Genomic DNA, 16,666 nt, shown 5'->3' with positions numbered 1-16,666 from the left:
CCTGGGGGAGGGGTCAGCTCACGTCGTCGCCGCGCATGCGGCGCTCGAGGTCGCGGAGGAAATCAGGGTCGTCGTCGGGTCCTTTCGGCATGCCCGGGCCAGGGGTGACCGGCCACGCCTGCCGCGGCGCCCGCGGACGGCCGCGGGCCATCCACACCATGCCGCCGAGCAGCGGGATCAGAACGACGATGAGAATCCAGAGGGCTTTTGGTACGTTCCGTACCTCGTCTTCGGGTGTCGTCACCACGTCGAAGAGGGAGAAAAGCCAGAAGGCCAGCAGAGCCAGTCCGATGAGAACACCTGCCATGCCCGAACTGTAAGCCATGCACAGGACTGATCGTGCGGTCCGATGTCCCATTTCGGGTGACTACCGGAAGATCCACGTCGTACGGTGGAAACCCATGCGGCGGTGTCCACGGGGCTCCAGAGGCGTGGAGAGGTGGCGATGGCCTTTTCTCAGGACAAAGGGCGACATCGGCGCGGTCGTTGGTGGCGGCGTGGATCGTACCTGTTCTCGCGCCGCACCGAGGCGCCCCCCGAGGCCGACCGTTCGTTCTGGTCCAGCGTCCGTGAGAGGCGCCAGGAGGCGCGCACGGCGGGGCGCGGGCGCGGTGGTCCGGAGCAGCGCCGCCGGCCGCGCGAGAGCGAGCTGAACGGCGCCCGTCCCGCGGTGGAACCTCCTGAACGGCGGCGGGTCGGCTGGGACGCCCCCCGCGAGCGCCGCGAGCGGCTGTCCGCGGCCGTGACCGAGCGCCCCGGCTACACCTGGTACGACTTCGAGCTCGACGACCGGCCGGCGGAAGCCCGGCCGCACCGGCCGGAGGCCCCATCGCTGGGCGACGGCCTGCGCCACTGCGGCCGGCTGGAGGAGGTCCTGCACCGGCAGTGGGACGCCCAGCTGGGCCCGCCGCCGCCCGAGGTCGTGCACGCCGTGGAGAGCCTGGCCCGGCTGCCCGACCGGCTCAAGGACAAGCTGGCCGACGGGCTGGAGGGCATCTACGTCGGTGCGGGCGGCGTCCCCGACCTCGACGACATGGGCTACTTACGCGGCGCGCCGCTCCCGTCGGGCCGCGCGACCTGGGACATCTGCGCGGGCGCGTACGGCGACCGCAAGATCGTCGTGGGGGACCGGCCCTCACCCACGCCGGACGTGATGATGCACGAGGTCGGCCACGCCATCGACGACATCGACGCGGCGTACGGCACGTGGGTCTCGGACTCGCCGGAGTTCGTCCGGCTCTACGAGGCGGCCCTGCCGCTGCTGGCCTCGTCGTTCCACCGCCAGCGCGGCGGGCTCGGCCGCAAGGAGTTCTTCGCCGACGCCTTCGCCGCCATCGCCTCCCGCCAGCGCCCGGCCCTCGTGGACATGCTCGGGGGCGACACGCGTATGGCGCTCGACATCATGCTGTTCTTCAACCGGCGCTACGGAATCTAGGTGATCCGCCATGTACGTCATCCGGCTCGCGGACGGGACCCTTCGCGTGCCGCGGAGCCTGACCAGCGAGGACGGGCGTCTGATCGGCAACGCGTACGTGGAGGTCCAGCCCGGCGATCCCGACTACGAGCAGTGGCTGCCGGAGTCGCTGACCGAGGAGGAGGCGCAGGTGCGCCGCCAGCGCTGGGAGGAGGAGAACGACGAGCTGGAGCGTGAGTTCCTGGCCTACAAGGCCGAACAGGAAGACGCCTGATCGAGAGGGAACCGGACAGGCGCCAGCCACGGTCGGCGGTTGGCGCCGCCCCGTGCTCCACCGTACGGAGGTGTGGTGGCCGGGAAGCACACGAACAGTGGTCCCGCCAGCGGTGATCCTGGGACAGTGGCTGCTCCCGTGCGGCGGGACCGTTGTGCACGGCCCGCCGACGCGGGATCACCTGCTGGACGGAACGTCAGACGCGCGGGGACTCACCTGCAGGCCTGTCGGCCGTGAGAACGTCCTCGCCTCGGAGAAGGGCGTGCACTTCCGATTCGCGGAAGCGCCGGTGCCCTCCGGGGGTGCGGATACTGCTGATGCGGCCTGCCGCTGCCCAGCGCGTAACCGTCTTTGGGTCTACCCGGAAGAGGGCGGCAACCTCTCCTGGGGTCAGCAGACGCTCGCTGCTACTCTCCACCAATCTCTCCCCCTCGCATCCCGCTTCCTGCCAGCGGGCGGACAGGTAACCAGTGTGTCGAGCGAAGCCTGATTTATCCGTGGTTTTCTACAAAGATCACGGGTTGTTATCAGCTGACTGCCCGATTGTTATATGATAGAGCCTCTTTGGGGCTCTCGTGGGTGTTTCTTTACGAAACTCCCTAACTGGGAACAGTAGCAGTGCTCGCGTTCGGTGCGAAGAGCGACCTGTGCACAGGTCCGAGTAACCTCGACGTGTGCGTCCCGTTCTCGTTTACACACTGTGCCGGATCGGCCTGTTTGGCGTGACCCTCTTGGTGCTGTTGCTGCTCGGCCTGCATAACCCCTTCGTGCTGATCATCGCGTCGTTTGTGATCAGCGGGGTGGCGAGCTACGTCCTGCTGTCCAAACAGCGTGACGCTGTGAGCGAACGCATCAGCGGCAAGATCGACCGACCGAAGCCGCAAAGCGACTAGAGCAGGGGGAACATGCCAATCCGGGCATGGTACTCCCGTCCCAGCCGCGTGGTGTCGCTACCCACAAGTAGTCCGCGACTGTGGGTGTAAAACGCCTTCACGCCGATGCCGCGCTCCCGCCCCGGATTCCAACTCAGGGCCTTTCCGGTGCGGGGATGAATGGCCCCGATGCCCGGCCGCGCCACCGCGCCCGGGCCGGCCGAGTCACGGCCCTTCGGATTGTCCAGCCAGCGCTGGTGGCCGCCGACGTAGACCGCGGCGCCGGTCACGGCGACGGAGTAGAGCGAGTCGCCGCCGGTGTGGTTGACCCAGGTCGGTTTGACGGCCGAGCCCTTGGCGTAGGTCTCGAACCTGGCGGTCGTGTCGCACATCCCGCTCTTGGTGCCGCCCGTGGTGACGACCGCGAAATAACGCCCGTCGGGGGAGAAGTCGATGCCCCGGACGTACGAGGGGAACGCCTCGTCGCACGTGCGGGCGTACGCGCCGGTCCGCCAGGGGGCGACCTTGGCCGTGCGCCCGCTGACGTCGATGAGCCCGACCTGCGGCCTCGACTTGCCGTCGAGCGTGGTGAACGAGCCGTCCACCGCCAGCCGGTCGCGTGAGAGCGCCATCGCGTAGACCTTCACCCGCGACGACAGTGACTTGCCCGGGGTCACGGTGAACGTCGGGTCGAGCGCGCCCGTGGCCGCGTCGAGCCTGGCCAGGGCGGTGCGCGGGCTGACGAAGTCGCCGCCGGCGTAGAGCCGGGCGCCCTGCCTGGCCAGCGAGGAGACCATGCCGCCGCCGATGCGCGGCGCGAAGCCGGCCACGGTCGCGCCGTCCGTCAGGCGCAGCTGGGCCAGCGCCCGCGGCGCGCGGTGGTTGACGCCCCAGAAGTCGCCGCCGACGTAGACGGTGCCGCCGTCGCCGGGCTCCAGCGCGTGGACGGTGCCGCCCACGTTGGGCGCGAAGCCCGGCAGGATGCGGCCGGTGTTCAGGTCGTAGGCGAAGAGGTTGGCCCGCGCGTGGACGGTGCGGCGGGAGGCGTCGCTCACTTCGCTGAACGAGCCGCCGACGACGACGGTGCGGCCGACGACGGTGATGGCGTTGACGATGCCGTCGAGCACGTGGGGCGTGTTGTCGACCGGGTTGGCCGCGACGACGCGGGTGTGCGCGACGGGGGCCGAGGCGAGGAACGCCGCAAGGGCGACACGAGCAAGCATTCACCAATTTCTAGCAGACGTTGCGTAGTGTCGTGGCTACTTTCCGTTGATTGTCCTGATAGCAAGGGACGTGGCCGGGACGCGGCCCCCATAGGCTGTCGGCATGACGCGCGCTCAGTTGGACAAACAGCCGGATGAGGTCGCCGCGATGTTCGATCGCACCGCCCGGCGCTACGACTTGGTCAATGACGTGATCTCGCTGGGCCAGGTCAGGCTCTGGCGCAAGGCGGTGGCCGCCGCCGTCGACGCGGGGCCCGGCGAGGTCGTCCTCGACCTGGGGGCCGGCACCGGCACCTCGACCGACGCGTTCACCACGCTGGGCGCGCGGGCGATCGCCTCCGACTTCTCGCTCGGCATGCTCCGCACCGGCGTGCGCCGCCACGGCGGCAACGCGCTGGCCGGTGAGGGGGTGCCCTTCGTCGCGGGCGACGCGCTGCGGCTGCCCTTCGCCGACGAGGCGTTCGACGCGGTGACGATCTCGGTCGCGCTGCGCAACGTCCACGACACCGCGCAGGCGCTGCGCGAGATGCTGCGGGTCACCAAGCCGGGCGGGCGTCTGGTGATCCTCGAGTTCTCGCACGTGACGTTCGCGCCGTTCGATCTGGTCTATCGCGAATATCTGATGAAGCTGCTGCCGAAGATGGCCAGGGTGTTCGGATCCAACGACGACTCCTACGAATACCTGGCCGAGTCGATCAGAGACTGGCCCGACCAGGCGACGCTGGCGCGCACCATCCAGCAGGCCGGTTGGGAACGCGTCGCCTGGCGCAACCTCACGATGGGGATCGTCGCGCTGCATCGCGGCTTCAAGCCCGCCTGAGGTTTTCGCGGTTCGTCGACAATCTTCTTTTCCGGCAGGCCGCATTACCGGGGCGGGACATGCCGACGCGCGGAATTTCCCGCCGCGACGGCGAGTCTTCGTCTCTAGTTGAAAAGCCAATCATTTTCCGGATGGCCGTCGCGCTCGTGGATAACCGAAAGCGGGCGCGCCCGGCGAAATCAATCGGCGCCGCCGGGCCGGGCGGGTCCCCGACGTGAAGCGGACCCGCCCGGCGCGGCCCGCCGTACGCTCCGCGGACGCGGCGAACCGGTGCGACCCGAAAAGATGATCATGATGGCGTGGCACAGGCGACACGCCACCCCCTCTGATCACGATCCAGCCCCCCGACTGCCACTTTGTACAGCAAAAGCAGTAGACTGCGGGCCGATAAGTTTGTGAAGGGGTTCACAAAGGAACGAAGGCGCCAAACCCCGAGGCCTTCGGAGCGTGTAGGGACAGGACAGTCCAGTGACCGTGCCAACAGCCGCCCGCCAGGCGCACGAGCCCGCCGCGAGACAGCGCTGTCCAGGCGCACCCATGGTGAAGCGGGCGCGATCATGAGCGCCGTTGACGCCGACGTCATCGTCGTCGGCGCAGGGCCGGCCGGCTCCGCGAGCGCCTTCTACCTGGCCGCCGCCGGGCTCGACGTCCTGGTGCTGGAGAAGACCAGGTTCCCCAGGGAGAAGGTCTGCGGCGACGGCCTGACCCCGCGCGCCGTCAAGCAGCTGCTCAACATGGGCGTCGACGTCGACGCGCCCGGTTGGGTCAGGAACAAGGGCCTGCGCATCGCCGGCGGCGGCATGCGCTTCGAGCTCGACTGGCCGCAGCTCGACCGCTTCCCCGACTTCGGCCTCGTCCGCACGCGCCAGGACTTCGACCAGATCATGGCCGCCCACGCCGTCAAGAACGGCGCGCGGCTCATGGAGGGCGTCACCGTCACCGGCCCGATCCTCGACGACCGCAGCGGCCACATCGTGGGCGTCACCACGAAGGACGGCCGCGAGTTCCGCAGCCGCGTGGTCGTCGCCGCCGACGGCAACAGCACCCGCCTGGCCCTCGGCATGGGCCTGCACAAGCGGGAGGACCGCCCGATGGGCGTGGCCGTGCGCACGTACTTCGACAGCCCGCGCCACGACGACGACTACCTCGAGATCTGGCTGGAGCTGTGGGACGCCGACACGCTGCTGCCCGGCTACGGCTGGATCTTCGGCGTCGGCGACGGCACCGCCAACGTGGGTCTCGGGCTGCTCAACACGAGCGAGCAGTTCAAGAACATCGACTACCGCGACCTGCTGCGGCGCTGGTGCCGGTCGATGCCCGAGGAGTGGGGCTTCACCCAGGAGAACATGACGGGCCCGATCCGCGGCGCCGCGCTCCCGATGGCCTTCAACCGGCAACCCCACTACACGCGCGGCCTGATGCTCGTGGGAGACTCCGGCGGGTCGATCAACCCGTTCAACGGCGAGGGCATCGCCTACGCCATGGAGACCGGAGAGATCGCCGCCGAGATCATCGCCAAGGCTCTCAAGGGCACCACACCCGCCCAGCGGGAGCGGATCTTGCGGACCTACCCCCAGGTGCTGAAGGACGCCTACGGCGGATACTTCACCCTCGGCAGGTGGTTCGTCGAGGCGATCGGGAAGCCCGGTGTCATGAGCTTCGGCACCAGGCACGGGCTACCCCATCCGAGGCTGATGCGCTTCGCGCTCAAACTCCTTGGTAACCTCACGGACCGGCGAGGCGATGCGTCGGACTTGATCATTAACGCACTCTCGAAGGTCGCGCCACCAGCATGAATCTCAGAACTGACAGATCCGGCTGCGCGCCCGCGCGCGCGGCGATTCCGGAGGAGGCGTAGCGATGGACCTTTACGTGCCCATCCTGGTGCTCGCCGTTCTCGCGGGGGGCTTCGCGATCTTCTCGGTCGCCATCGCTCCCTTCACCGGTCCCAAGCGCTGGAACCGCGCCAAGCTCGACGCCTATGAATGCGGCATCGAGCCGACGCCCCAGCCTGTCGGTGGTGGACGGTTCCCGCTCAAATACATGGTCACGGCGATGCTCTTCATCGTCTTCGACATCGAGATCATCTTCCTCTACCCGTGGGCCGTCTCGTTCGCTCCGCAGACGGACGACCTCGGCCGCGTGCTCTCCTCGGGCCTCGGACTGTTCGCGCTCGTCGAGATGCTGCTGTTCATCGTCACCGTGCTCGTCGCCTACGCGTACGTGTGGCGCCGCAAGGGTCTGGACTGGGACTGAAAATGGGACTTGAAGAGAAACTCCCCAGCGGGTTCATCCTCAGCACGGTCGAAGCGGCCGCCGGGTGGGCGCGGAAGAACTCCGTGTGGCCGGCCACGTTCGGCCTCGCGTGCTGTGCCATCGAGCTGATGGCCACCGGCGGCCCCCACTACGACCTCGCGCGCTTCGGCATGGAGCGCGCTTCGGCGTCTCCCCGTCAGGCCGACCTGATGATCGTGGCCGGTCGCGTGTCGCAGAAGATGGCGCCGGTGCTGCGTCAGATCTACGACCAGATGGCCGAGCCCAAGTGGGTCATCTCCATGGGCGTGTGCGCCTCCAGCGGCGGCATGTTCAACAACTACGCCATCGTGCAGGGCGTCGACCACGTCGTGCCGGTCGACATCTACCTGCCCGGCTGCCCGCCGCGGCCCGAGATGCTGATCGACGCGATCGTGAAGCTGCACGACAAGATCCAGAACATGAAGTTCGGCGCGCACCGCGCCAAGCAGATCGAGGAGCTCGAGCTGCAGGCGCTGCGCACGCTGCCGCTGATCGATCAGGGGGCCGCGAAGTGACCTCGCCCGACAACCTCCCCGAGGTCCCGGACGCGCAGGTCCCCGAGGTGCCGGCGGCGCAGGAGCCGCCGATCGCCCGGCAGGGCATGTTCGGCGCCACGGACTCCGGTGACACCTCCGGCTACGGCGGGCTCGTCGTCCGCCGCCCGCCGCAGGTCTCGACGCCCCGCCCGTACGGGAGCTACTTCGACGAGGTCGTCGACGCCCTGGCGCTCGACGACGCGATCGAGCGCGTGGTCGTCGACCGCGGCGAGCTGACCCTGCACGTCAAGCGCGAGCGCCTCGTCGAGGTCAGCCAGAAGATGCGCGACGACCCCGCCCTGCGCTTCGAGCTGTCGCTCGGCGTCTCCGGGGTGCACTACCCGCACCTGACGGGCGAGGAGCTGCACGCGGTCTACCACCTGTGCTCGATCACCCACAACAGGCGCGTGCGCCTGGAGGTGAGCTGCCCGGACGCCGACCCGCACATTCCATCGACCGTGGGCGTTTACCCTGGTCACGACTGGCATGAGCGTGAGACGTACGACTTCTTCGGGATCATCTTCGACGGTCACCCCGCGCTCACCCGGATCATGATGCCGGACGACTGGGAGGGTCACCCCCAGCGGAAGGACTACCCGCTCGGCGGCATCCCGGTCGAATACCGCGGCGCCACCATCCCGTCGCCCGACCACAGGAGGAGCTACTCGTGAGCACCGCTTATGACGAGGCCACCGAGGGCAAGGTCTACTCGGTCAACGGCGCCGACTGGGACCAGGTCGTGGCCGGCGTGCGCGAGACGGAAGAAGAGCGGCTCGTCGTCAACATGGGCCCCCAGCACCCGTCCACGCACGGCGTGCTCCGGCTGGTGCTGACGCTCGACGGCGAGACGGTGACCGAGGCGCGCGGCGTCATCGGCTACCTGCACACCGGCATCGAGAAGAACATGGAATTCCGGACGTGGACGCAGGGCACCACGTTCGTGACCCGCATGGACTATCTCTCGCCGATCTTCAACGAGACCGCCTACAGCATGGGCGTGGAGAAGCTGCTCGGCATCACCGACCGCATCCCCGAGCGGGCGCAGGCCATCCGCGTGATGATGATGGAGCTCAACCGCATCTCCTCGCACCTGGTGGCCATGGGCACGTTCGGCATGGAGCTGGGCGCGACCACGCCGTTCCTGTTCGGCTACCGCGACCGCGAGCTGATCATGGACCTGTTCGAGTACATCACGGGTCTGCGCATGAACCACGCCTACGTCAGGCCGGGCGGCGTGAGCGTCGACCTGCCCGCGGGCGCGGTCGACAAGGTCGGCGAGTTCCTCAAGGAGATGCCCAAGCGGATCAAGGACATCCGCAAGCTCCTCGACGCCAACCCGGTCTACGTGCGCCGTACGAAGGACGTGGCCTACCTCGACCTGACCGGCTGCATGGCGCTCGGCGTCACCGGCCCGATCCTGCGCGCCGCCGGCCTGCCGTGGGACCTGCGCAAGTCGCAGCCCTACTGCGGTTACGAGACCTACGAGTTCGACGTCGCCACCGAGCGCGGCTGCGACGTGTACTCGCGCTACCTCGTGCGCATGAGGGAGATGGAGGAGTCCCTCAAGATCATCGAGCAGGCCCTGGACCGGATCGCCGGTCCGCTCAAGGGCGACCCGGTGATGATCGAGGACAAGAAGATCGGCTGGCCCGCGCAGCTCGCGCTCGGCCCCGACGGGTTGGGCAACTCGCCCGACCACATCGCCCACATCATGGGCACCTCGATGGAGGCCCTCATCCACCACTTCAAGCTGGTGACCGAGGGGTTCCGGGTGCCGGCCGGGCAGGCGTACGCCAGCATCGAGTCGCCCAAGGGCGAGCTCGGCGCCCACGTGGTCAGCGACGGTGGCACCCGCCCCTTCCGCGTGCACTTCCGCGAGCCGTCCTTCTGCAACCTGCAGGCTTTCCCCGCGATGGCGGAGGGCGGCCAGGTCGCCGACGTGATCGCCGCGGTGGCTTCTATCGACCCCGTCATGGGAGGTGTGGACCGGTGACTTACTCACCGGAAGTCCGTGAGCGTCTGGAGCAGGACGCCAAGGAGATCATCGGCCGCTACCCGAAGACGCGGTCCGCCCTGCTGCCGCTGCTCCACCTCGTGCAGTCGGAGGACGGTTACGTCTCCGACGACGGGCAGGAGTTCTGCGCCGAGATGCTGGGCCTCAGCAAGGCCGAGGTCACCGGCGTGGCGACCTTCTACACCATGTACAAGCGCAAGCCCGCCGGCGACTACCACGTCGGCGTGTGCATCAACGCGCTGTGCGCGGTCATGGGCGGCGACCAGATCTGGGAAGAGCTGACGGAGCACGTCGGCGTCGGCCACGAGGAGGCGACCGGCGACGGCAAGATCTCGCTGGAGCGCCTCGAGTGCAACGCGGCCTGCGACTTCGCGCCGGTCATGATGGTCAACTGGGAGTTCTTCGACAACCAGACCCCCGAGTCGGCCAAGCAGCTCGTCGACGACCTGCGCGCCGGCAAGGAAGTGCGCCCCACGCGCGGCCCGAACGGGCTGTGCACCTTCAAGGAGGCTTCGCGCGTGCTGGCCGGCCTGCCCGACGACCGCGCGGGCGAGGGCCCCTCGGCCGCCGGCGCGTCGCTTGAGGGCCTGAAGGTCGCCAAGGCCAACGGATGGAAGGCCCCCGAGGCATGAGCACGACGCTGACACCGGTCCTGACCGCCAACTGGGACCAGCCCGACTCCTTCACCATCGACGCCTACGGCGAGTACGCCGCGGCGCGCAAGGCCCTGGGCATGGACCCCGACGCGGTCATCCAGGCCGTGAAGGACTCCGGCCTGCGCGGCCGCGGCGGCGCGGGCTTCCCCACCGGCATGAAGTGGGGCTTCATCCCGCAGGGCGACGGCAAGCCGCACTATCTGGTCGTCAACGCCGACGAGTCCGAGCCGGGCACCTGCAAGGACATCCCGCTGATGATGGCCAACCCGCACTCGCTGGTCGAGGGCATCATCATCACGTCGTACGCGATCCGCGCCAACCACGCCTTCATCTACGTGCGCGGCGAGGTGCTGCACGTCATCCGCCGGCTGCACGCGGCCGTGCGGGAGGCGTACGAGAAGGGGTATCTCGGCAAGGACATCTTCGGCTCCGGCTTCGACCTGGAGCTGGTCGTGCACAGCGGCGCGGGCGCCTACATCTGCGGCGAGGAGACGGCACTGCTCGACTCGCTCGAGGGCTTCCGTGGTCAACCCCGGCTCAAGCCTCCGTTCCCGGCCGTGGCGGGCCTGTACGCCTCGCCCACTGTCGTCAACAACGTCGAGTCGATCGCGAGTGTTCCCTCGATCATCGGCAAGGGCGCCGACTGGTTCGCCGGGATGGGCACCGAGAAGTCCAAGGGCTTCGGCATCTTCTCGCTCAGCGGCCACGTCACCCGCCCCGGCCAGTACGAGGCCCCGCTCGGCATCACGCTGCGCGAGCTGCTCGACATGGCGGGCGGCGTCCGCGAGGGGCACCGGATCAAGTTCTGGACCCCGGGCGGCTCCTCGACGCCGATCTTCACCGACGAGCACCTCGACGTGCCGCTCGACTTCGAGGCGGTCGGCGCCAAGGGCTCCATGCTCGGCACGCGCGCGCTGCAGATCTTCGACGAGACCACCTGCGTGGTCCGCACGGTGCTGCGCTGGACGGAGTTCTACGCCCACGAGTCCTGCGGCAAGTGCACGCCCTGCCGCGAGGGCACGTACTGGCTCAAGCAGGTGCTCAAGCGCCTGGAGGCCGGTCAGGGCACCGAAGAGGACCTGTCCACGATCACCGACATCGCGGACAACATCCTGGGCCGCTCGTTCTGCGCGCTGGGTGACGGCGCGACGAGCCCGATCCACTCCTCGGTGAAGTACTTCCGCGAGGAGTACCTCAAGCACTTCGAGATCGGCGGCTGTCCGTTCGACCCGAAGAAGTCCACTCTCTGGGGTGAGCAGTGACCGTCGTAGAGACCGAAACGAACCTGGTGACCCTGACCATCGACGGGTTCCAGGTCAGTGTCCCCAAGGGCACTCTGATCATCAGGGCCGCCGAGCTCCTGGGCATCCAGATCCCCAGGTTCTGCGACCACCCGCTGCTCGACCCGGCGGCCAACTGCCGCCAGTGCCTGGTCGACATCCCCGACGCGGGCAACGGCCGCGGCTTCCCCAAGCCGCAGCCGTCGTGCGCCATCGAGGTCGCCGAGGGCATGGTGGTGCAGACCCAGCTCACGTCCCCGGTGGCCGAGAAGGCGCAGCGGGCGGCGATGGAGTTCCTGCTGCTGAACCACCCGCTCGACTGCCCGGTCTGCGACAAGGGCGGCGAGTGCCCGCTGCAGAACCAGGCCATGTCCAACGGCCGCGGCGAGTCCCGGTTCCAGGAGCAGAAGCGCACCTTCCCCAAGCCGCTGCCGCTGTCGACGCAGGTGCTGCTCGACCGCGAGCGCTGCGTCCAGTGCGCGCGCTGCATCCGCTTCTCCGACCAGATCGCGGGCGACCCGCTCATCGAGTTCTTCGAGCGCGGGGCGAAGGAGCAGGTACGCACGGCCGACGGTAAGCCGTTCAACTCCTACTTCTCCGGCAACACGGTGCAGATCTGCCCGGTGGGCGCGCTCACCGGCGCCGCCTACCGCTTCCGCGCCCGCCCGTTCGACCTGGTCTCCACGCCGAGCGCGTGCGAGCACTGCGCCTCCGGCTGCAGCATGCGCACCGACCACCGGCGCGGCCGGGTCACCCGCCGCCTGGCGGGCAACGACCCGCAGGTGAACGAGGAGTGGAACTGCGACAAGGGCCGCTGGGCGTTCACCTACGCCACGCAGCCCGACCGGCTCAAGCAGCCGCTGGTCCGCAACGAGGAGGGCGTGCTCGTGCCCACCTCGTGGCCGGAGGCGCTGACGGTGGCCGCGCAGGGCCTGGCCAACGCCCGCGGCAAGGCCGGCGTGCTGGTCGGCGGCCGGGTCACGGTCGAGGACGCCTACGCCTACGCCAAGTTCGCCCGCATCGCCCTCGGCACCAACGACGTCGACTTCCGCGCCAGGCCGCACTCCGCCGAGGAGGCGCAGTTCCTGGCGCACGCGGTGGCCGGCAAGGGCATCGAGATCGGCTACGCCGACCTCGAGAACGCCCCCCACGTGCTGCTCGTCGGGTTCGAGCCCGAGGAGGAGTCGCCGATCGTCTTCCTGCGCCTGCGCAAGGCGTGGATGAAGAAGGGCCTGAAGGTCACCGCGATCGCGCCGTTCGCCACCCCCGGGCTGGAGAAGATGGGCGGCACGCTCATCCGCACCGCCCCCGGCGCCGAGGCCGACGCCATCGGCGACCTGGTCGGCACGCTGGCCCCGGGCACGATCGTGCTCGCCGGCGAGCGGCTGGCCACCGTCCCCGGTGCGCTGTCCGCCCTCGTCCGCCTCGCCGCCGCCTCCGAGGCCAGGCTCGCCTGGATCCCGCGCCGGGCCGGTGAGCGCGGCGCGATCGAGGCCGGCGCGCTGCCCAACCTGCTGCCGATCGGCCGCCCGGTGGACGACGAGACCGCCAGGGCCGAGGTCGCCCGGCTGTGGAACGTCGCCTCGCTGCCCGCCACGCCGGGCCGCGACACCTCCGCCATCCTGGCCGCCGCCCGCGACGGCGAGATCGACGCGCTGGTCGTGGCCGGCGTCGACCCGTACGACCTGGCCGACCCGGGTGAGGCGCTCGACGCGCTGGAGCACACGCCGTTCATCGTCAGCCTGGAGATCCGTGCCAGCGCCGTCACCGACCGCGCCGACGTGGTGCTGCCCGTGGCCGCCGTGCAGGAGAAGGGCGGCACGTTCGTCAACTGGGAGGGCAGGGGCCGCTCGTTCGAGGCGCCGCTGAAGGTGCCCGGCCTGCAGTCCGACCTGGCCGTGATCGTCAACCTGGCCGACCGGATGGACGTCCACCTGGCCCTGCCGGACGCCAAGGCGGTCCGGCGCGAGCTGTCCACCCTGGGCTCCTGGCGCGGCAGCCGCGTCCCGGCGCCGAGCGTGCTGAGCCGCTCGCCGGAGGTGCCGGAGACCGGCCAGGCGCTGCTGGCCACCTGGCACCAGCTGCTCGACGAGGGCAGGCTGCAGGACGGCGAGCCGTACCTCGCGGGCACCGCCCGCCCCGCCGAAGCGCTGCTCTCCGAGAGCACGGCCGCCGAGCTCGGCGTCACCGACGGCGACAAGCTCGTCGTCGGCGGCATCGTGACGCTGCCGCTGCGCGTCGCCGACCTGCCCGACCGCGTGGTCTGGGTGCCGGCGAACTCCGGCGGCTGCTCGGTCACCCGTGACCTGCGCGCGGTGGCCGGCGACATCGTCACCATCGGGAGCGCCTCATGAAACACGTACTCGCGGCCGATCCCACCCTCGCCGACTTCGGCAAGGACCCGCTGTGGATCACCATCATCAAGGCCGTGATGCTGTTCGCCTTCCTGATGCTGGGCATCCTGTTCGGCGTCTGGTACGAGCGTAAGCTGATCTCCTGGATGCAGAACAGGCGCGGCCCGAACAGGGCGGGCAAGTTCGGTCTCCTGCAGTCCGCGGCCGACGGTCTGAAGATGGGCCTCAAGGAGGACATCTTCCCGACGACCGTGGACCGGGTGCTCTACCTGCTCGCACCGGTGATCATGGTGGTGCCGGCGTTCCTGGCGTTCTCGATCGTGCCGTTCGCGCCGATGGTCAACCTGTTCGGCGTGCAGACGCCGCTGCAGCTGGTCGACCTGCCGGTCGCGGTGCTGTTCATGCTCGCGATGGGCGCGGTCTCCGTCTACGGCGTGGTGCTGGCCGGCTGGTCGTCGCGCTCGCCGTACGCGCTGCTCGGCGGTCTGCGGTCGGCGGCCCAGGTGGTCTCCTACGAGATCGCGATGGGCCTGTCGTTCGTGGCGATCTTCCTGTTCGCCGGGACGCTGTCCACGTCGGAGATCGTGGCCGCGCAGGAGCAGACCTGGTTCGCGGTGCTGCTGATCCCCTCGTTCCTCATCTACGTGGTGTGCATGTTCGGTGAGGCCGCCCGCATCCCGTTCGACCTGCCCGAGGGTGAGGGCGAGCTGGTCGGCGGCTTCCAGACCGAGTACTCCTCGTCGCTGAAGTTCGCCCTGATCATGATGGGCGAGTACCTGCACACCTTCACCGCCTCGGGCATCGCCGTGACGCTCTTCCTGGGTGGCTGGCGGGCGCCGTTCCCGATCTCGTTGTGGGAGGGCGCGAACGTCGGCTGGTGGCCGGTGTTGTGGTTCTTCATCAAGTTCGTGCTGGTCTTCAGCTTCATCGTGTGGGTGCGGGCCTCGCTGCCGCGCGTGCGCTACGACCAGTTGATGTCGCTGGGCTGGAAGGTGCTGATCCCGGTCAACCTGGCCTGGATCCTGCTCGTGGCCGCCGTGCGCAACCTCGTGGTCAACGAGGGCGACCGGATGATCGGGCTCGGGCTCGCCGGGGTGATCGTGATCGGCGCGCTGGCCATCTGGCTGCGGTTCGACACCGTCAACCAGCGGCGCAAGGAGGCGCAGAAGGCACAGGTGGACGCCGAGTTCGAGGAACTGTCCAACGAGCCGACGGCCGGCGGATTCCCTGTGCCGCCGCTCGACCTGCCGCACTACCACGGGGTGCAGCACAAGGAGATTCCCAGTGGGACTAACTGATTGGCTGAACCCCGTCAAGGGCTTCGGGGTCACCTTCCACACGATGTTCAAGAAGCCCGTCACGGTGAACTACCCGGAGGTCAAGAAGCCGACGGCTCCTCGCTTCCACGGGCGTCACCAGCTCAACCGCTGGCCTGACGGGCTGGAGAAGTGCGTCGGGTGCGAGCTGTGCGCCTGGGCGTGTCCCGCCGACGCGATCTTCGTCGAGGGCGCGGACAACACCGAGGACGAGCGCTACTCGCCGGGCGAGCGTTACGGGCGCACGTACCAGATCAACTATCTGCGGTGCATCCTGTGCGGGCTCTGCATCGAGGCGTGCCCGACCCGCGCGCTCACCATGACGAACGAGTACGAACTCGCCGACACCAATCGCGAGAGCCTCATCTACACCAAGGAGATGCTCCTCGCGCCTCTGACGCCCGGCATGGAGCAGCCGCCGCACCCCATGCGGCTCGGTGAGACGGAAGAGGACTACTACCGGCTGGGGCGGACCAATGGGTGAGACCATCACGTTCTGGGTGCTCGCCGTCGTCTCCGTCGGCGCCGCACTCGGCATGGTCTTCAACCGGAAGGCCGTCTACTCCGCGCTGATGCTCGGCACGGTGATGCTCTGCCTGGCGGTCCTGTACGCGGTGCAGGACGCGCCGTTCCTGGCCGCCGTGCAGATCATCGTGTACACCGGCGCGATCATGATGCTGTTCCTGTTCGTGCTCATGCTCGTGGGCGTCGACTCGTCCGACTCGTTCGTCGAGACGCTCAAGGGTCAGCGCTTCTGGGCGATCCTCGCGGGCCTCGGGTTCGTGGTGCTCATCGTCGTGGCCATCGGCAACGTGGTCTTCGCGCCGCAGGTCGGGCTGACCACGGTCACGGAGCAGGGCGGCGGCTACATCCGCTCGATCGCGACCGAGCTGTTCACCACGTACGTCTTCGCGTTCGAGATCACCTCGGCGCTGCTGATCACCGCGGCGCTCGGCGCGATGGTGCTGGCGCACCGCGAGCAGCTCACCGACAAGCCGACGCAGAAGGACCTCTCCCGCGCCCGTTTCCGCGGCGACCACCCGTCGCCGCTGCCGGGGCCCGGCACGTACGCGCGCAACAACGCGGTCGACATGCCCGCGCGGCTGCCCGACGGCTCGGCCGCCGAGTCCTCGGTCAACCGCTACATCGCACGCTACGACGTCGAGCACGGCCGGCTGCCCCAGGACCCGGAGCTCGCCGAGGCCATCCGGCATACGGCCGAGGAGAACGTCCCGCAGACCGAGGCAGAGCAGAGCAGCAATGAGGTGACCAAGTGACGACGCACTACCTCATCCTTTCCGGCCTGCTGTTCGCCATCGGCGCCATGGGCGTGCTGATCCGGCGCAACGCGATCGTGGTGTTCATGTGTGTGGAGCTCATGCTCAACGCCTGCAACCTCGCGTTCGTCACCTTCTCCAGGCAGGTCGGCAACCTGGAAGGCCAGATCATCGCGTTCTTCGTGATGGTGGTGGCCGCGGCCGAGGTCGTGGTCGGCCTGGCCATCATTGTGACGATCTTCCGAACCCGCAGGTCCGCGTCCGTTGACGACGCCAACCTGCTGAAGTACTAAGAGGTGACTGGTGGAATCTCAACTCGCTGAGATCGTCCAGCA

Annotated in this window: 19 protein-coding genes; 16 read left to right on the top strand and 3 right to left on the bottom strand. The window is 68.9% G+C overall.

Going from position 1 to position 16,666, the window contains the following annotated elements; all coding sequences use genetic code 11:
• Positions 1-13 precede the first annotated feature (13 nt).
• Positions 14-307, bottom strand: coding sequence for a PLD nuclease N-terminal domain-containing protein (locus ACIBP6_RS41505; protein ID WP_132608795.1), 294 nt, complete (start codon positions 305-307; stop codon positions 14-16).
• A gap of 138 nt (positions 308-445) precedes the next feature.
• On the opposite strand from ACIBP6_RS41505, the gene ACIBP6_RS41500 reads away from it, so the two are divergent.
• A complete protein-coding gene (locus ACIBP6_RS41500) occupies positions 446-1,435 on the top strand; it encodes a hypothetical protein (protein ID WP_397060035.1) in 990 nt (329 codons plus the stop codon).
• Between the two features lie 10 nt (positions 1,436-1,445).
• Positions 1,446-1,688 carry a hypothetical protein gene (locus ACIBP6_RS41495; RefSeq protein WP_397060033.1) on the top strand — a complete coding sequence of 81 codons (243 nt, stop codon included), beginning with the start codon at positions 1,446-1,448 and terminating at the stop codon, positions 1,686-1,688.
• Positions 1,689-1,884: 196 nt separating this feature from the next.
• Here ACIBP6_RS41495 and ACIBP6_RS41490 read toward each other — a convergent pair whose 3' ends face one another.
• The gene (locus tag ACIBP6_RS41490) at positions 1,885-2,106 is read right to left on the bottom strand and encodes a BldC family transcriptional regulator (RefSeq protein ID WP_026214226.1); all 222 of its coding nucleotides are present in this window, start codon (positions 2,104-2,106) and stop codon (positions 1,885-1,887) included.
• A gap of 256 nt (positions 2,107-2,362) precedes the next feature.
• Between ACIBP6_RS41490 and ACIBP6_RS41485 the strand changes: the two genes are divergently transcribed.
• Entirely contained in the window at positions 2,363-2,581 is a 219-nt protein-coding gene (locus ACIBP6_RS41485; RefSeq protein ID WP_397060031.1) for a DUF4229 domain-containing protein, read from the top strand.
• Here the strand turns inward: ACIBP6_RS41485 and ACIBP6_RS41480 are convergent.
• Complete coding sequence (locus tag ACIBP6_RS41480) at positions 2,578-3,783, bottom strand: hypothetical protein (protein WP_397060029.1); 1,206 nt, start codon at positions 3,781-3,783, stop codon at positions 2,578-2,580. The genes ACIBP6_RS41485 and ACIBP6_RS41480 overlap by 4 nt on opposite strands.
• Positions 3,784-3,886: 103 nt before the next feature.
• Between ACIBP6_RS41480 and ACIBP6_RS41475 the strand changes: the two genes are divergently transcribed.
• From ACIBP6_RS41475 to nuoK, 13 genes are all read left to right on the top strand, one after another.
• The gene (locus ACIBP6_RS41475; RefSeq protein WP_397060027.1) at positions 3,887-4,603 is read left to right on the top strand and encodes a demethylmenaquinone methyltransferase; all 717 of its coding nucleotides are present in this window, start codon (positions 3,887-3,889) and stop codon (positions 4,601-4,603) included.
• A gap of 557 nt (positions 4,604-5,160) precedes the next feature.
• Positions 5,161-6,399, top strand: coding sequence for a geranylgeranyl reductase family protein (locus ACIBP6_RS41470; protein ID WP_132608801.1), 1,239 nt, complete (start codon positions 5,161-5,163; stop codon positions 6,397-6,399).
• Positions 6,400-6,463: 64 nt separating this feature from the next.
• Complete coding sequence (locus ACIBP6_RS41465; RefSeq protein ID WP_111175515.1) at positions 6,464-6,859, top strand: NADH-quinone oxidoreductase subunit A; 396 nt, start codon at positions 6,464-6,466, stop codon at positions 6,857-6,859.
• A gap of 2 nt (positions 6,860-6,861) precedes the next feature.
• Positions 6,862-7,413, top strand: a complete 552-nt coding sequence (locus ACIBP6_RS41460) for a NuoB/complex I 20 kDa subunit family protein (RefSeq protein WP_132608802.1) — start codon at positions 6,862-6,864, stop codon at positions 7,411-7,413.
• Positions 7,410-8,105 carry an NADH-quinone oxidoreductase subunit C gene (locus ACIBP6_RS41455; RefSeq protein WP_397060025.1) on the top strand — a complete coding sequence of 232 codons (696 nt, stop codon included), beginning with the start codon at positions 7,410-7,412 and terminating at the stop codon, positions 8,103-8,105. Before ACIBP6_RS41460 ends, ACIBP6_RS41455 begins: the two co-directional genes overlap by 4 nt.
• Positions 8,102-9,427 (top strand): NADH-quinone oxidoreductase subunit D, encoded by a 1,326-nt coding sequence (locus ACIBP6_RS41450; protein WP_397060023.1) that lies wholly within the window; start codon positions 8,102-8,104, stop codon positions 9,425-9,427. The genes ACIBP6_RS41455 and ACIBP6_RS41450 overlap by 4 nt, the downstream gene beginning before the upstream one ends.
• On the top strand, positions 9,424-10,080 hold the full coding sequence (gene nuoE, locus ACIBP6_RS41445; RefSeq protein ID WP_397060021.1) for an NADH-quinone oxidoreductase subunit NuoE: 657 nt from the start codon (positions 9,424-9,426) through the stop codon (positions 10,078-10,080). The genes ACIBP6_RS41450 and nuoE overlap by 4 nt, the downstream gene beginning before the upstream one ends.
• A complete protein-coding gene (gene nuoF, locus ACIBP6_RS41440; protein WP_397060019.1) occupies positions 10,077-11,366 on the top strand; it encodes an NADH-quinone oxidoreductase subunit NuoF in 1,290 nt (429 codons plus the stop codon). The genes nuoE and nuoF overlap by 4 nt, the downstream gene beginning before the upstream one ends.
• Positions 11,363-13,738 (top strand): NADH-quinone oxidoreductase subunit G, encoded by a 2,376-nt coding sequence (locus tag ACIBP6_RS41435; protein ID WP_397060017.1) that lies wholly within the window; start codon positions 11,363-11,365, stop codon positions 13,736-13,738. Before nuoF ends, ACIBP6_RS41435 begins: the two co-directional genes overlap by 4 nt.
• Positions 13,735-15,036 carry an NADH-quinone oxidoreductase subunit NuoH gene (nuoH, locus tag ACIBP6_RS41430; RefSeq protein WP_397060015.1) on the top strand — a complete coding sequence of 434 codons (1,302 nt, stop codon included), beginning with the start codon at positions 13,735-13,737 and terminating at the stop codon, positions 15,034-15,036. Before ACIBP6_RS41435 ends, nuoH begins: the two co-directional genes overlap by 4 nt.
• Positions 15,023-15,538, top strand: coding sequence for an NADH-quinone oxidoreductase subunit NuoI (nuoI, locus tag ACIBP6_RS41425; RefSeq protein ID WP_132608809.1), 516 nt, complete (start codon positions 15,023-15,025; stop codon positions 15,536-15,538). Before nuoH ends, nuoI begins: the two co-directional genes overlap by 14 nt.
• On the top strand, positions 15,531-16,331 hold the full coding sequence (locus tag ACIBP6_RS41420; RefSeq protein WP_397060013.1) for an NADH-quinone oxidoreductase subunit J: 801 nt from the start codon (positions 15,531-15,533) through the stop codon (positions 16,329-16,331). Before nuoI ends, ACIBP6_RS41420 begins: the two co-directional genes overlap by 8 nt.
• Positions 16,328-16,624, top strand: a complete 297-nt coding sequence (gene nuoK / locus ACIBP6_RS41415) for an NADH-quinone oxidoreductase subunit NuoK (RefSeq protein WP_132329277.1) — start codon at positions 16,328-16,330, stop codon at positions 16,622-16,624. The genes ACIBP6_RS41420 and nuoK overlap by 4 nt, the downstream gene beginning before the upstream one ends.
• The last annotated feature ends 42 nt before the right edge of the window (positions 16,625-16,666 follow it).

This window comes from Nonomuraea terrae, from assembly GCF_044465245.1.
GTDB lineage: Bacteria > Actinomycetota > Actinomycetes > Streptosporangiales > Streptosporangiaceae > Nonomuraea > Nonomuraea terrae.
This window is presented reverse-complemented; position numbering and strand designations above follow the sequence as displayed.

What these genes read in the sequence shown, in the direction of transcription:
- ACIBP6_RS41505 (WP_132608795.1), bottom strand. Translation starts at nt 307, where the DNA reads ATGGCAGGTGTTCTCATCGGACTGGCTCTGCTGGCCTTCTGGCTTTTC.
- ACIBP6_RS41500 (WP_397060035.1), top strand. Translation starts at nt 446, where the DNA reads ATGGCCTTTTCTCAGGACAAAGGGCGACATCGGCGCGGTCGTTGGTGG.
- ACIBP6_RS41495 (WP_397060033.1), top strand. Translation starts at nt 1,446, where the DNA reads ATGTACGTCATCCGGCTCGCGGACGGGACCCTTCGCGTGCCGCGGAGC.
- ACIBP6_RS41480 (WP_397060029.1), bottom strand. Translation starts at nt 3,783, where the DNA reads ATGCTTGCTCGTGTCGCCCTTGCGGCGTTCCTCGCCTCGGCCCCCGTC.
- ACIBP6_RS41475 (WP_397060027.1), top strand. Translation starts at nt 3,887, where the DNA reads ATGACGCGCGCTCAGTTGGACAAACAGCCGGATGAGGTCGCCGCGATG.
- ACIBP6_RS41470 (WP_132608801.1), top strand. Translation starts at nt 5,161, where the DNA reads ATGAGCGCCGTTGACGCCGACGTCATCGTCGTCGGCGCAGGGCCGGCC.
- ACIBP6_RS41465 (WP_111175515.1), top strand. Translation starts at nt 6,464, where the DNA reads ATGGACCTTTACGTGCCCATCCTGGTGCTCGCCGTTCTCGCGGGGGGC.
- ACIBP6_RS41460 (WP_132608802.1), top strand. Translation starts at nt 6,862, where the DNA reads ATGGGACTTGAAGAGAAACTCCCCAGCGGGTTCATCCTCAGCACGGTC.
- nuoF (WP_397060019.1), top strand. Translation starts at nt 10,077, where the DNA reads ATGAGCACGACGCTGACACCGGTCCTGACCGCCAACTGGGACCAGCCC.
- nuoH (WP_397060015.1), top strand. Translation starts at nt 13,735, where the DNA reads ATGAAACACGTACTCGCGGCCGATCCCACCCTCGCCGACTTCGGCAAG.
- ACIBP6_RS41420 (WP_397060013.1), top strand. Translation starts at nt 15,531, where the DNA reads ATGGGTGAGACCATCACGTTCTGGGTGCTCGCCGTCGTCTCCGTCGGC.